This window comes from Acinetobacter amyesii (assembly GCF_002018365.1).
In the GTDB taxonomy this organism is placed as follows: Bacteria; Pseudomonadota; Gammaproteobacteria; order Pseudomonadales; family Moraxellaceae; genus Acinetobacter; species Acinetobacter amyesii.
Genome location: NZ_MVKX01000003.1, coordinates 146585 through 159580 on the forward strand (window position 1 = coordinate 146585; position 12996 = coordinate 159580).

Below are 12996 nucleotides of genomic sequence, written 5' to 3' on the forward strand. Positions count from 1 at the left end.
CCTGTCAGCCACAGCATCTTGTTAAAATAGCCTCAAATCTTGTTTTATGGTGAATATTCACATGGCTTCAACTGATTGGTTATCTCAAGGTACTTTGGTGCTTGCAAGTAATAACAAAGGCAAAATTGCAGAATTTGAAAAAATGTTTGCCGAGCTTAATCTTCCTGTTGAAGTGATTCCTCAAGGTCAATTGAACATAGAAGATGCCATCGAAGACGGCCTAAGCTTTGTTGAAAATGCCATTATCAAAGCGCGTCATGCGTCGAAAATTTCAGGCAAGCCAGCCATTGCAGATGATTCTGGCATTTGCGTACCTGTGCTTGGTGGCGCACCGGGGATTTACTCTGCGCGCTATGCAGGTGAACATGGCAATGATGCCGCTAACAATACCAAGTTGCTTGCTGACCTCAAACCGCTCCGTAAAGAGGGTGATGCCATTGAAGGGATGTTTGTATGTGTCTTGGCTTTGGTCCAACATGCAGAAGACCCACTCCCACAAATTTTCCAAGGGGTTTGGAGGGGTGAAGTGATGGAAGCAGCACGTGGTGAAAATGGCTTTGGCTATGACCCACTGTTTTGGCTACCAGAACTGAACGTTTCTAGTGCTGAATTATCAAAAGAAGAAAAAAATAAAATCAGCCATCGTGGTCAAGCGATGAAATTATTTAAAGCAAGTTTGAAATAAGTTAAATTGGAGTTAATCTTAATGCCAAAGATTAACTCCAATCCCTGAATAAAAATAGAATAATTATGGCACTTCAACCGATACAGATCATATGCAACGCATGCCATCACACTTCAACTGAAATCCCGACACGCTCTTTTCTTGGTTTTCAAAAAATAAGCTGCCCTCATTGCCATGCGCAACTGACCTACCCGCTTACCTCGGGCTTTCGTGCCACTTACGCTATTTTTGCAGTGTTGATCATACTGTCGATCATGCTTAATCTGTCACAAGGTCAGATTGGATTTCCAGGCCTGATAGGTATCGCGATGATATATGCCCTCGTGCGTGATTGGCAGATTCGCAAACAGCTGAAGTAATCACTGTTTTGGGCATTTATAATTAACTTTTCATTTTAAAGCGAAAAAAGATGCAAAATTAACCCATAAAAACTGACGACGATGCAGCTCATAATCGTGCCTGAAGCAATATAACGCGCCGAAGTGCCTGTTCCTTGATAATGCGTTTCTAAAGCCACAATATTGGCTGCAGGGGGTAAGCAGAACAGCATGAACATCACCCCAATATATTTCTCGATCTGAGGAATCGGTAGAAAGGCATAACTCAAACTACAGATCACCGCACCGACGGTGAGTTTCATCGCATAAATACGACTACTATTAATCAAATCACGCCACTGTACCTTAGTTTGGCGCAGCCACATGCCTAAGACACACATCCCTGTAAAACTCATTCCAACTTTTGCAGCCTGATAGAGCCAATCTAAGATCTGATGTTCTTCTAAATGCTGCAGTCCAACTATTCGACAGACACCTGCAATCATCAAGGCAAATACAGGCGGTGACATCGCTACTTTTTGAATCACGCTCGACCATGGGAGTTGGGCTGAACTGACGGCTGTCACGGCCCACATATTGCCAAAGATAGAGCCACCGACATACAGAGCCACCATCGCTGCACTAATTTCAGGGCCAAACAGAGCTAAGGCAAAAGGAAAACCCAGCCAAGCCAAGTTCAAATAACTGACACACAAGGCGCGTAAACTATCTTTTAACAGCCAGCGAAATAAATAAAACATCAGCACGGCAACACTAAAGCTAAACAGCATGAGCGCTAAACTGCCTGTTTGATAGAACACCATGTTGTAGATGATCACCGCTGGAATAAAACAGCGTGCAAGTAAGCTAGAGAAAATCGATTTGAGCGATGCGGTTCCTGATAATGATGCCAATCCGAGGCCACTTAAAAAACCCAATATCGGAAGAAGAAACGCCACTACACCACCCTCACAGCTCAATCCATGCATAGTAACACTGAACATAAGCTTCGCGGCTGTCTTTAAACTGCAACATCTTGGTCACTTCACTGTCATCTACAACTGCTGAAATGTTGTGCAGACCAACAAGAGGATAACAAGATGGCTGGACTATCGATTTGGCATGTACTGATTTTTGCAATTGTGGTGATTTTACTCTTTGGTACATCAAAACTAAAAAACTTGGGCAAAGATGTCGGCGGCGCGGTCAAAGATTTCAAAAAATCGATGCGTGATGAAGACGCAGCAAACACACAGCTTAATGAGCCTCGCACACTAGAGCATGAAGCTCAAAATAAAACCAATTCCTCAGTTCAAAGCTAAGGAGTTATCATAATGCTTAATATTGGTATTAGCGAATTACTGGTGTTCAGCATTATTGCGCTGATCGTACTCGGCCCAGAAAAACTGCCTGAAGGTATCCGCTTTGCAGGTAAATGGTACGGGAAAGTTAAACGACTGATCAGTAACGTTCAAACAGATATTGATCGTGAGCTTCGCATGTCCGAACTTCGTGAAGAAATGCAAAAAGAAATGCAACGTATTCAACAGCTCGAAGCTCGTATGCAGGCGCAGATGAATGAATTGCAACAAACGCAACACCCCATAGAACAGACCGCGCAAAAACAACAAGAAGCCGTCCTACCTGACAATAAAAATTTATCCCCACGTTATCAGTACATCGAACGTGGTCAGAGCACGATCTTTGCCGTGGCTACACCCCAAATGAAAAAAAAGCACGAGATTAAAACAGACCAAGCTCCTACATTAAGTTCGACCGATGCATTAGCAGAATATCAGGTGGCCGTATGACAGATCTTTCATTAAATAATTCACAGAACACTGTGCCTGATTTGGAAGAAATGCCGATCACCAAACATTTGGTGATTTTGCGTCGGCATTTGATCAAAATTACAGGACTTATTTTGATTCTGTTCTTTTGTTTATTGCCCTTTGCCAATCAAAGCTATCAACTGATGTCAGAGCCACTGCGTGCGCAGTTGCCGATGACCTCATCCATGATCGCAACGGATGTGACCGCCACTTTTATGGCGCCGTTCAAGTTGAATTTCTTTGTCGCGCTTATGCTCGCGATGCCCTTCGTGATTTATCAACTTTGGGCCTTCATCAAACCTGCACTGTATGAAAAAGAGCGGCATTTGGCGATGCCCTTATTATTCGGCAGTATCGTCCTCTTCTATGCCGGAATTGCCTTTGCCTATTGGGTTGCCCTGCCATCCATCCTGCATTTTTTTATGAGTGTTTCCCCTGAAACGGTCGCCCCAATGACGGACATCAATAGTTATTTAAGTTTCTGCTTAAAGCTTTTTTTGGTGTTTGGACTGACCTTTGAAATTCCAATCATCACGTTAATTTTGATTTTGATCGGGGTGGTGTCTACTCAAACCTTGGTGGAGAAGCGTCGTTTTATTATCGTTGGCTGTTTTTTTGTCGCCATGTTTGCCACTCCACCCGATGCACTTTCGATGGTCATGTTGGCCATTCCTATGTGGATGCTGTTCGAGCTGGGTTTATTCTTTGGCAAGCTGATTGAAAAACGACGTGCATCTACAACTTAAATAGACTGATGTTTCGACAATTTTGGTGAGTTTTACACCTAAGAGGCTGAGATAGCCTCTTTTTTTATGCGTCCATTTAATGTTTTGCAATTTTCATGCAGCGAAATCTAAACGCCTATTTCATCAGTTTGCAACATTAGCTTCAAAGCATTGTCATATTTTATCGATAGTTTTATGTGATCAACTTTTACCCAGCACACCTTTGCCAGGATTTAAATTCATGACAAACATGCCATATAACGAAGATCAAGAACTTGATAACAACACTTCGGATAACCTTCATTTTCGTGACATTTTAGAACAGCGCATCAGCCGTCGTAGCTTGATTACCAAGACTGCGAGTGGTGCAGTCGCACTTGCATTGGCATCTTCATTAACGGGGTGTAATGATGACAATGACTCAGATTCAAATAGCAATACCAAACCACCAGTTACCGATCCAAATCAAAAACCGACCAAGTTCAATTTCACACCAGTGAAAAAGAATTTAGACGATATTGTGACTGTTCCTGAAGGCTATCAAGCGCATGTACTATATGCGATGGGTGACTCGATTAACCCTGCATACCCAGCGTGGGATGATAACAATGTTCCTTCTGGCCCGAGCTTCCAATTCCGCTCTGGTGACTGCCATGACGGTATGAGCTTCTTTGGTTTAAATACCACCTCTGGACGTTATGATGCCAAGCAGTCAGACCAAGGTTTGTTGGTGATGAACCATGAATACATCAATCCAACCTTCTTGCACCCACAAGGCCCAACCAAAGTAGAAGGCCGTCGCCCTGAAGATGAAGTCATCCGTGAAGTCAATGCACACGGTGTTTCTATCATTCAAATTGAAAAAGACAGCAAGACTCAAGCCGTCAAACTGGTACAAAACTCTCCATTTAACCGTCGTATCACAGCATCGACCGTAATGGACTTTAAAGGCCCTGTTGCAGGCTCAAGCTTAGTCAGCACGAAGTTTTCAGCCAATAGCCAACAAACCCGTGGTACACACAACAACTGCGGTAATGGCTATACCCCTTGGGGCACGTACCTGACGACAGAAGAAAACTTCATCGGTTACTTCGCTCGTGCAAAAGAAGATGATGCCAAACGTAGTCCTGCTGAAATTGTGGCACTCAACCGTTATGGCCTAAAAGCGGGTGCAAACTCACGCTATGGTTGGGAAACGGCGATTGGAAGTAATGAGTCACAAGATTTATATGACCGTTGGTCAGCGAATGTTACCGGTACTCAGGCAGCAGAAGATTATCGTAATGGTCCAAACACCTTTGGTTGGATTGTCGAAATCGATCCATTTGACCGTCGTGAAAACCCCGTAAAACGTACAGCACTGGGTCGCTTTGCACATGAAGACTGCCGTGCAAGTCGCTTACGTGAAGATGACAACCTCGCATTTTACATGGGTGATGACTCACGCGGCGAATACATCTATAAATTTGTATCCGACCAAAAATGGAATAAAAAAGATGTCAACGGTGGCTATGCTGCAGGTGACAAATACATGAACAACGGTAAGTTATACGTTGCCAAATTTAACAATGACGGCAAAGGTCAATGGATTGAATTGAGCTATAACGTCAATGGTTTAAACCAAAGCAACAGCGTGTATCCGTTTAGTTCACAAGCAGATGTTCTGACCTTCGCACGTCTTGCCGCAGATGCTGTCGGTGCTACCAAAATGGACCGTCCTGAATGGGTCGCTGTGCATCCAGACAATGGTGAAGTCTATGTGACCCTCACCAATAACTCGAACCGTGGTACGACGCATGCACTTGATGCAGCCAACCCACGTAACTACACCGACCCTGAAGGTGGTAAAGGCAACGTCAACGGTCATATTATCCGTTTCCGTGAAGACGGTGATACAACCACAGCGCTCAGCTTTACTTGGGATATTTACCTGTTTGGTGCTGAAGCAAAAATGGCGAGCAACATTAATTTATCCGGTTTAAATGACAACAACGACTTGTCTTCACCCGATGGGATGTGGTTCGACCCACGTGGTGTGTTATGGATTCAAACCGATGACGGTGCTTATACCGATACCACCAACTGTATGATGCTTGCTGCGCTTCCGGGTCAAGTCGGTGACGGTACAAAAGCCACGACTTCATCGGGTCAAGAAACCATTGTGGGTGCAAAACTGAATGATGAAAACTTACGTCGCTTCCTGACTGGACCTAAAGAATGTGAAATCACAGGTGTGACGATGACACCTGACTACAAAGCGATTTTTATCAATGTGCAACATCCCGGTGAAGATTCAGCATCCTATGCTGAGCCGACTAGCCACTGGCCTGCATCACAAACCAATGCAGCAGCGACTTCTCGCCCTCGCTCAGCGACCGTTGTCATCACCCGTAAAGATGGTGGTGTGATTGCTGGCGAAGCGGTAGAACAAGCTCAGCCAACACAAAAAACCGCATAAAACACCTCTCAAAAATAAGCCGACGATGAGTCGGCTTTTTTTATGGCTTTAAATGCAATTCAATCTGGGTGATCTGTCCTTGTTGCTCACCCTGCTGCTGTTTTTCCTGCCAATGCCACTGCGAATCCCGCATACACAATAAATTTGAACAACGTGTGCCATACACCGGACTTTGAATAAAGGTTGAAGACAGCAAATGTTCCATTTCTGTCTGAATCCCAGTATTGGGTAACAATGCTGGAATGATTTTACGTTCATCTTCCAAAATATCCCACGCAGCAGCTTCTATGTCCGCCTGTGGTTGCTGGCTTTGTAGCATCGGTAAAAATTCTTGCGTGAAACGTTTGCGTAAATGTCGGGTCTTTTCCCAATGTTCAGACATTAAACCATTGGATGTGACATACACCCCTTTGGCTAAGACTTGTGGTGCTTCGCCGCGATTACTCATATAAACGGCTTGAGTAGCGTCGCCAACGAATAAATTAAAGCCGGCATAATTACATTGGATTTGTTCAAGTACTTGCGCAAAACGAATGGGCGTTTGCTCAGATTCTAAAAATTGCTGAATCAAAGCGCCACGTGAAGTGGGATATGTGGTCTGATCACGACCATCACGAAAATTGGTCACAATCGCCCAACGCCCTTGAGCGGTAATCCCCATCCATGTTCCACCAGACTGTAAGTCCTGCCCTGCAATAATTGGACTATCCACCCATTGTTTTAGGCCTGCCGTCGGTCGATGATAAAACTCATCACGATTCGAAATCAGGCAGAGTGGCATGTCATCCAAGACCTGCCAAGCAAAAGCCACAATGCACATATTCAACTCTCAATATCTTTACACATTGAATGTACAACATTTTTCAGCACATTCAGCTAAAATCTGTGCAAAACATAATGACAAGGAACAGCAATGCTGACATATCCAAATATCGACCCTGTGGCGATATCACTGGGGCCACTACAAGTTCACTGGTATGGTCTGATGTATTTATTGGCCTTTTTATTTGCATGGGGCTTGGCAACCTACCGTGCAAAACAACGTGACGGCTGGAACGCAGAAATGGTCTCTGACCTGATTTTCTACGGTGCATTGGGTGTCGTGATTGGTGGACGCTTTGGCTATGTCTTCTTTTATGGTTTCGATCAGTTCCTTGCCAACCCACTGTGGCTGTTCCAAGTTTGGACAGGCGGCATGAGCTTCCATGGAGGTTTCCTTGGTGTCATGATTGCCATGTTACTGTGGTGCAAAAAATATAAAATGACCTGGTTTCAAACCCTCGACTTTATTGCACCCTGCGTTCCGACAGGCTTGATGTTTGGTCGTATTGGTAACTTTATTGGTGGCGAACTGTATGGCCGTGCAGTGACTGACCCTAATTTTGCTTTCGGTATGATCTTCCCAACCGATCCACTTCAGTTGGTGCGCCATCCGTCGCAGCTTTATCAAGCCCTCTGTGAAGGTTTGATTCTGTTTATTGTGCTGTGGTGGTTTAGTTCAAAACCTCGTCCACGTTATGCCGTTTCAGCATTGTTTCTCATCGGATATGGTATCGCACGCTTCACTGTTGAATTCTTCCGTGAGCCGGACAATGGTCAACTGTTCATTGGATGGATGAGTAAAGGTCAGTTCCTGACAGTTCCGATGATTCTGATTGGCCTATGGATGATGTGGTATGCCTACCAGAAAAAAATCTATGACTGGGGTCCACAAAAAAATCATTAATTTTTTCTAAATGTCTTTAAGCAAGCGAGGTTTAAGCCTCGCTTTTTTATGCGCTGAAATTTATTCCTTCATACGCATTTACTGCACATGAAGTGACTGAACTAGACAACTGATCTGTGCTAAAGTTTATTCAGCTTATTTTTAAACTATCGATCCATGCTTGAATTTTGGTTTAACCCCAGCGTTTCTGTACTTAAAAAAATCCTGTTTTTTATTGCGATGGCCGTACTGACGGGTGTTTTGTATTGGATGGAACCCCTAACACTTCAAGCCATTCTGATGTTCATGGGTACAGGCGTGATTTTCCTGATTTGTCGTTATTGCAAGATTCATTTTGCAGCAAAAAACCCAACAGGTTTGCTCTATCGTTTATTGACGTGGATTCCGATTGCACTGCTGTTGGCATTGGTTTTTATCAACATGAATAAGGGTGAAATTCTGATTCCAGGTGCTCAAGGCATTGGCTTTATGGCTTTGGCAATCTGCCTGCTCTCCCCGATTTCACTGCTGAATAAAAACGAGAACACTTCGCCCCAAGGTAAAGTTTAAATGCTGACTTTTTGGTACTCTGAGCGCTGTAACCGACAAATCAAGCTCATCATTTGTATCAGTACCTGTGTGCTTATTTTTCTATGCGCTGAACAAAAACAACTAGATCCCCGCTTTGCGGGCTTCAGTTTAGCCATTGGTATGATGATTGATCTGCTTTATAAGCTCAGACAAGACAAACTAAAAACACTGTCTCCGTCATTAAAATGCGGTTTGGCTACTTTGCCAATTTTATGTTTAGTGTGCTTAATTTATTTTCTACCCAATGAGCAGCGCTGGATTTTAGCACTGCAATGTGTGGGCTTTACTGCAATTGGATTATTTATCGTCTCGATCTACAGTCAACGTGCAAAAAGGTTTGAAGACTAACCTTTTTTGCAGCCACGGGCTGCTAATCTGCTAAGCGATAATAGCTATACTTCACATTTGGAGTTCGATAGACCGCATAACCCGCTTGACGATAATCAGACACCCAATCCTTACCTGAATATGCTGCGATATGACCATAACGACTACTTTGATTGCGGTCGATAATATAAATATCGCCTTTCTTAGGTCGATCAAACGCTAAATTAATTTTTTGATAACCAATTTTTTGTAATGTGCTGCCCCAATCTGCTGCGGCAACGGGGTGACCGTTAAAACGTGCCCCAGCGGACTCAAGTGCTAGACGAACACTGCGGGCACATTTCTGAGTACTGCTTTGGCGGGTAATGCCTTGTAAAAATCCAGTCAAACGATCGATATCGATACGCTGACCATTTCGGGATACCACATTTTTAGTCGCTGCTTTTTGAGTGGTATTGGACTTGCCCGTATTTTTACTCGCCTGAGAACGAATTATGATATTTGCCTGAACTGGAGCATGCACTTCACTCAAGTTTACATTGTGATCATAAGCCATTCTTTAACCCACACTCCCGCCTGTATTTAGGCATTCAAAAATTTTAACGAGGGTGATAGTACCGCGTAAATCATGTTTTTTCATGTAAAAAATGTAAGATTTCTTAAACAAATCTTCACATTTAAATACGACCGTCTATTTTTAATTCAAATAGATTTATTTTTTATATCAAACTCTTAATCAAAAATAGTAGTTCAAAATCACCTCTTCATAATGAGAAAAATCACGTGTATTTTTTAATCAAACTTATCTGTGTTTTTTTCAACGCTGCGAATGTAACATAGCTCAACATATAAACAATAGAGCTTATGTCTTCTAAGCTCATGCTTGATTGAACAGACATATTGTCTCGTTAACACTTGATGTAATTGTTATTAATAGACGTCTTCAACTCAGACAATTCAGCGCTTGTTGCCTGCAAAATTTGGTCATCACCCAATAAACACCGTATGTTTTTGATTTTTTAAACCTGACCATATTCAAGCACCCATCGCAGTTCCTTCCTCACGCAAAACAAGCTAATATGTGCCACAAGAAATTTAGCAAATTATGAGAGAGACATGCGCCAGTATTTAGACCTTTTACAACACATTCTCGACAACGGCGGCGACAAGGGCGACCGTACGGGTACGGGAACACGTTCTGTATTTGGTCATCAAATGCGCTTCGATCTTTCTCAAGGTTTCCCTTTACTCACCACCAAAAAAGTTCATTTCCGCTCTATCGTGATTGAACTACTGTGGTTCCTTAAAGGCGATACCAATGTTCAATATTTGCAAGACAATAAAGTTTCCATTTGGGATGAATGGTCTACAGCAGAACAAACTGCGCGTTTTGGTCGTCCTGCCGGTGAATTAGGTCCTGTTTACGGTCATCAATGGCGTAATTTCGGTGCAACCAAAAAAGCCGATGGCCTATATGAACAAGATGGTTTTGACCAAATCAAATGGTTGGTCAATGAAATCAAAACCAATCCTAACTCTCGTCGTCTAATCGTATCTGGTTGGAACCCAAATGAGGCAGGTAATGTTGCATTGCCACCATGCCATACCTTGTTCCAATTTTTTGTCCAAAACGGAAAATTATCCTGCCAATTATATCAACGCAGTGCTGACGTTTTCCTTGGTGTGCCGTTTAACATTGCCAGCTATGCCCTGTTAACACACATGATTGCGCAAGTTTGTGGTCTTGGTGTAGGCGACTTCGTTTGGACCGGTGGGGATACACATTTATATGCCAACCATTTCGAACAAGCGCAGTTGCAACTGACACGTGAACCAATGGGTCTGTGCCAATTAAAACTCAATCCTGAAATTACCGATCTTTTCGATTTTAAATTTGAAGATATTGAAATCGTAGGTTATGAATCACATCCTGCGATTAAAGCCCCTGTTGCGGTTTAATTTTTATATTAAATTTCAAATAGTTAAAATCAATATTAACAATTGATTTTACCTTAAAAAAGACAGAAGCTATTTAATTTAAGATTTTATAGTTACAATATCCAAATTCAGCTTTTTAATAAGCCGAATTTGGATATTGCTTTTTTTATGGTTTGGATTTTAACGTTATGACTTTCCAAAATTTAGAGGTTGTGCATGTTGTTGCAATGGATAACCAACGTTGTATTGGGAAAGATAACGATCTTCCTTGGCATATTTCTGCCGATTTAAAGCACTTTAAAGAAATCACTCAAGGTGGAGTGATTATATTAGGTCGTAAGAATTTTGACTCAATTGGTCGCCCACTTCCTAAGCGTGTAAATTGGGTTGTAACTCGTAATCTCGATTGGTCTTTTGAAGGTGTTAAAGTAGCTCATTCAATTGAAGAAGCCTTAAAAAACTCTATGGACGATGTTAAATCTTCAGAAAAGCCAAATACTATTTTTATTATTGGCGGTGGAGAAATTTTTCAACAAACCATTAGTATCACCGATCGTCTAGAATTAACACACATCGATTTAAATGTTGATGGAGACATTTTCTATCCTGAAATTCCTGCGGACTTTCAAAAAGTGGCGTCAGAACAACATATCGACGACAAAACTGGGATTGCTTTTGAGTTCGCAACTTACCGAAAATAAAGAAAAATCTTAAGCTAAAAGAAAAATATGCAACAGAGTGACCAACGAGCAATGTTCAAAAAAATAGGGCGAAGTATTCTTCATGCCCTATTTAGTGTGTTTGTCCTCTGTTCTTCGATTTGGCTTTGTGCCGCCCTGTGGATACAGCAACCGGCAGGCTGGTTAGGCAGCCGCATTATCATTGGGATCTGGATTGCTTTTGCCCTGAGCATTTTAGGCATCTATATTACCCAACACTTTTTTAGCCGTCGTAAAGATGTCTTGATTTATATAGTGGGCTTTATCTGTGGTCTATTTTGGTATTTTGGCATGGAAGCGCGCCAAGATCGTGAATGGAATCCTGAAGTGGCAGAAATTCTACATTATGAAAAGCAAGGCAATCTCGTCACCTTGCACAATGTGCGTAATTTCGACTGGCATGCCGATGGCAGCTATACCCCGCGTTGGGAAACCCGCCAATATGACTTGAGTCAAATCAATGGCGTCAACATTATTACCTCGTATTGGATGGGGCCGCAAATCGCCCATACCTTGGTCAGTTTTGATTTTGCTGACCGACCACCGCTGACGTTTTCGATTGAAATTCGCAAAGAGAAAAATGAAGAATTCTCTGCGATTGGTGGTTTTTTCCGTAAATATGAACTGAGCCTCATTGCATCAGATGAAAAAGATATCATCTATACCCGCAGCAATACACGCGGAGAACAGGTCTATTTCTTCCCCGTAAACATGCCAAAATCTGAAATGCAGGCGCTGTTTATTGAATATTTACATAAAGCCGATGAACTGCAGACTCAACCTAAATGGTACAACACGCTCACCAGTAATTGTACAACACTGGTGTTTGACATGATTCAAGCGGTTTCCAAACATCAGCTTCCAACCGATTACCGCTTATTCGCATCGGGTTATTTGCCGAATTATTTGCATGACCTTCATGCCATAGACCAAAATTGGGATATGAAAACATGGTATCAAAAAGCCCATGTTAACCCCCGTGTCTCTCAAATTAAGCAACTGAGCAGTGAGCAATATTCGAAGTTAATTCGACAAGGTTTGCCGCATTCACAGTCCAATCCAAGCGCCAATCAATTGTAATTCTTAAATATTGATACAAATATGGCTAGCTTATCTGTGCGATATTTGCTTAGATAGTTGAAATGCTTCCACGGGGAAATTCCGATGCTAAAACAAATATTTGTTGCTGCAACTTTGGTTTCAACTTTAGTGGTGACAGGCTGTGAAAGCATGCCTGCACAAGACAACACCATAACTGAAAATTTAAACCTATTACAAAACCGTACTTGGATTGCCACTCAGATTGGCAACACCCCAATCAAAACAGCACCCAATGCGCATAATATTCCAAGCATTCAATTCGATGCGGCTTCAAAACGTGTCTCAGGTGCAGATGGCTGTAATCGTATCATGGGCGGCTATAATGCTGGCAAAGATACCATAACGTTTGGCCCGATTGCAGCGACACAGATGGCTTGTCTTAATAACAATGGGCTAGACCGACAGTACCATGCAGCACTCGAAAAAGTAACGCATTATCAAGTTTTTGGAAAAACCTTGAAATTGCTAGACCATCATGGCAATTTATTAATTCAATATGAAAGCGCCGTTCAACCGCGTTAAATCATTTTAAAAAGTCTGCTTCGGCAGACTTTTTTATTCACTGTTCAGTCATGCCAGAGACATTTAATGCACATAA

The 12996-nt window shown here is 42.4% G+C and carries 16 protein-coding genes; 13 read left to right on the top strand and 3 right to left on the bottom strand.

The window, feature by feature from the left end:
• Positions 1-61 precede the first annotated feature (61 nt).
• Positions 62-685 (top strand): RdgB/HAM1 family non-canonical purine NTP pyrophosphatase, encoded by a 624-nt coding sequence (gene rdgB, locus B1202_RS05990; RefSeq protein ID WP_078189670.1) that lies wholly within the window; start codon positions 62-64, stop codon positions 683-685.
• A 65-nt stretch (positions 686-750) separates the two neighbouring features.
• Positions 751-1044, top strand: coding sequence for a hypothetical protein (locus B1202_RS05995; protein WP_078189671.1), 294 nt, complete (start codon positions 751-753; stop codon positions 1042-1044).
• Between the two features lie 35 nt (positions 1045-1079).
• Here the strand turns inward: B1202_RS05995 and B1202_RS06000 are convergent, their stop codons facing one another.
• The gene (locus B1202_RS06000; protein WP_143221585.1) at positions 1080-1961 is read right to left on the bottom strand and encodes a permease; all 882 of its coding nucleotides are present in this window, start codon (positions 1959-1961) and stop codon (positions 1080-1082) included.
• 141 nt (positions 1962-2102) lie between these two features.
• On the opposite strand from B1202_RS06000, the gene tatA reads away from it, so the two are divergent.
• The 4 genes from tatA to B1202_RS06020 all read left to right on the top strand — a co-directional run bounded on the left by tatA (position 2103) and on the right by B1202_RS06020 (position 6017).
• Positions 2103-2324, top strand: a complete 222-nt coding sequence (gene tatA, locus B1202_RS06005; protein ID WP_078189673.1) for a Sec-independent protein translocase subunit TatA — start codon at positions 2103-2105, stop codon at positions 2322-2324.
• A 12-nt stretch (positions 2325-2336) separates the two neighbouring features.
• Complete coding sequence (gene tatB, locus B1202_RS06010) at positions 2337-2813, top strand: Sec-independent protein translocase protein TatB (RefSeq protein ID WP_078189674.1); 477 nt, start codon at positions 2337-2339, stop codon at positions 2811-2813.
• Positions 2810-3580 (top strand): twin-arginine translocase subunit TatC, encoded by a 771-nt coding sequence (gene tatC / locus B1202_RS06015; RefSeq protein ID WP_078189675.1) that lies wholly within the window; start codon positions 2810-2812, stop codon positions 3578-3580. Before tatB ends, tatC begins: the two co-directional genes overlap by 4 nt.
• Before the next feature lie 220 nt (positions 3581-3800).
• Positions 3801-6017, top strand: a complete 2217-nt coding sequence (locus tag B1202_RS06020; protein WP_078189839.1) for a PhoX family protein — start codon at positions 3801-3803, stop codon at positions 6015-6017.
• Between the two features lie 40 nt (positions 6018-6057).
• On the opposite strand, the gene B1202_RS06025 is transcribed toward B1202_RS06020, so the two are convergent.
• Positions 6058-6837: an NRDE family protein gene (locus tag B1202_RS06025; protein ID WP_078189676.1), complete on the bottom strand. Its 780-nt coding sequence runs from the start codon at positions 6835-6837 to the stop codon at positions 6058-6060.
• A gap of 93 nt (positions 6838-6930) precedes the next feature.
• On the opposite strand from B1202_RS06025, the gene lgt reads away from it, so the two are divergent.
• The 3 genes from lgt to B1202_RS06040 all read left to right on the top strand — a co-directional run bounded on the left by lgt (position 6931) and on the right by B1202_RS06040 (position 8661).
• Positions 6931-7743: a prolipoprotein diacylglyceryl transferase gene (gene lgt / locus B1202_RS06030; protein ID WP_078189677.1), complete on the top strand. Its 813-nt coding sequence runs from the start codon at positions 6931-6933 to the stop codon at positions 7741-7743.
• Positions 7744-7899: 156 nt separating this feature from the next.
• The gene (locus B1202_RS06035) at positions 7900-8292 is read left to right on the top strand and encodes a hypothetical protein (protein WP_078189678.1); all 393 of its coding nucleotides are present in this window, start codon (positions 7900-7902) and stop codon (positions 8290-8292) included.
• Positions 8293-8661, top strand: coding sequence for a hypothetical protein (locus B1202_RS06040; protein WP_078189679.1), 369 nt, complete (start codon positions 8293-8295; stop codon positions 8659-8661).
• Between the two features lie 22 nt (positions 8662-8683).
• Here the strand turns inward: B1202_RS06040 and B1202_RS06045 are convergent, their stop codons facing one another.
• The gene (locus B1202_RS06045) at positions 8684-9196 is read right to left on the bottom strand and encodes a peptidoglycan amidohydrolase family protein (RefSeq protein ID WP_078189680.1); all 513 of its coding nucleotides are present in this window, start codon (positions 9194-9196) and stop codon (positions 8684-8686) included.
• Between the two features lie 560 nt (positions 9197-9756).
• Between B1202_RS06045 and thyA the strand changes: the two genes are divergently transcribed.
• The 4 genes from thyA to B1202_RS06065 all read left to right on the top strand — a co-directional run bounded on the left by thyA (position 9757) and on the right by B1202_RS06065 (position 12920).
• The gene (gene thyA / locus B1202_RS06050) at positions 9757-10599 is read left to right on the top strand and encodes a thymidylate synthase (RefSeq protein WP_078189681.1); all 843 of its coding nucleotides are present in this window, start codon (positions 9757-9759) and stop codon (positions 10597-10599) included.
• 167 nt (positions 10600-10766) lie between these two features.
• Positions 10767-11279 (top strand): dihydrofolate reductase, encoded by a 513-nt coding sequence (locus B1202_RS06055; RefSeq protein ID WP_078189682.1) that lies wholly within the window; start codon positions 10767-10769, stop codon positions 11277-11279.
• 27 nt (positions 11280-11306) lie between these two features.
• Positions 11307-12377, top strand: a complete 1071-nt coding sequence (locus tag B1202_RS06060) for a DUF4105 domain-containing protein (RefSeq protein WP_078189683.1) — start codon at positions 11307-11309, stop codon at positions 12375-12377.
• A gap of 84 nt (positions 12378-12461) precedes the next feature.
• Positions 12462-12920: an META domain-containing protein gene (locus B1202_RS06065; RefSeq protein ID WP_078189684.1), complete on the top strand. Its 459-nt coding sequence runs from the start codon at positions 12462-12464 to the stop codon at positions 12918-12920.
• Positions 12921-12996: the final 76 nt, after the last annotated feature.

What these genes read in the sequence shown, in the direction of transcription:
- rdgB (WP_078189670.1), top strand. Translation starts at nt 62, where the DNA reads ATGGCTTCAACTGATTGGTTATCTCAAGGTACTTTGGTGCTTGCAAGT.
- B1202_RS05995 (WP_078189671.1), top strand. Translation starts at nt 751, where the DNA reads ATGGCACTTCAACCGATACAGATCATATGCAACGCATGCCATCACACT.
- tatA (WP_078189673.1), top strand. Translation starts at nt 2,103, where the DNA reads ATGGCTGGACTATCGATTTGGCATGTACTGATTTTTGCAATTGTGGTG.
- tatB (WP_078189674.1), top strand. Translation starts at nt 2,337, where the DNA reads ATGCTTAATATTGGTATTAGCGAATTACTGGTGTTCAGCATTATTGCG.
- tatC (WP_078189675.1), top strand. Translation starts at nt 2,810, where the DNA reads ATGACAGATCTTTCATTAAATAATTCACAGAACACTGTGCCTGATTTG.
- B1202_RS06020 (WP_078189839.1), top strand. Translation starts at nt 3,801, where the DNA reads ATGACAAACATGCCATATAACGAAGATCAAGAACTTGATAACAACACT.
- B1202_RS06025 (WP_078189676.1), bottom strand. Translation starts at nt 6,837, where the DNA reads ATGTGCATTGTGGCTTTTGCTTGGCAGGTCTTGGATGACATGCCACTC.
- lgt (WP_078189677.1), top strand. Translation starts at nt 6,931, where the DNA reads ATGCTGACATATCCAAATATCGACCCTGTGGCGATATCACTGGGGCCA.
- B1202_RS06035 (WP_078189678.1), top strand. Translation starts at nt 7,900, where the DNA reads ATGCTTGAATTTTGGTTTAACCCCAGCGTTTCTGTACTTAAAAAAATC.
- B1202_RS06040 (WP_078189679.1), top strand. Translation starts at nt 8,293, where the DNA reads ATGCTGACTTTTTGGTACTCTGAGCGCTGTAACCGACAAATCAAGCTC.
- B1202_RS06045 (WP_078189680.1), bottom strand. Translation starts at nt 9,196, where the DNA reads ATGGCTTATGATCACAATGTAAACTTGAGTGAAGTGCATGCTCCAGTT.
- thyA (WP_078189681.1), top strand. Translation starts at nt 9,757, where the DNA reads ATGCGCCAGTATTTAGACCTTTTACAACACATTCTCGACAACGGCGGC.
- B1202_RS06055 (WP_078189682.1), top strand. Translation starts at nt 10,767, where the DNA reads ATGACTTTCCAAAATTTAGAGGTTGTGCATGTTGTTGCAATGGATAAC.
- B1202_RS06060 (WP_078189683.1), top strand. Translation starts at nt 11,307, where the DNA reads ATGCAACAGAGTGACCAACGAGCAATGTTCAAAAAAATAGGGCGAAGT.
- B1202_RS06065 (WP_078189684.1), top strand. Translation starts at nt 12,462, where the DNA reads ATGCTAAAACAAATATTTGTTGCTGCAACTTTGGTTTCAACTTTAGTG.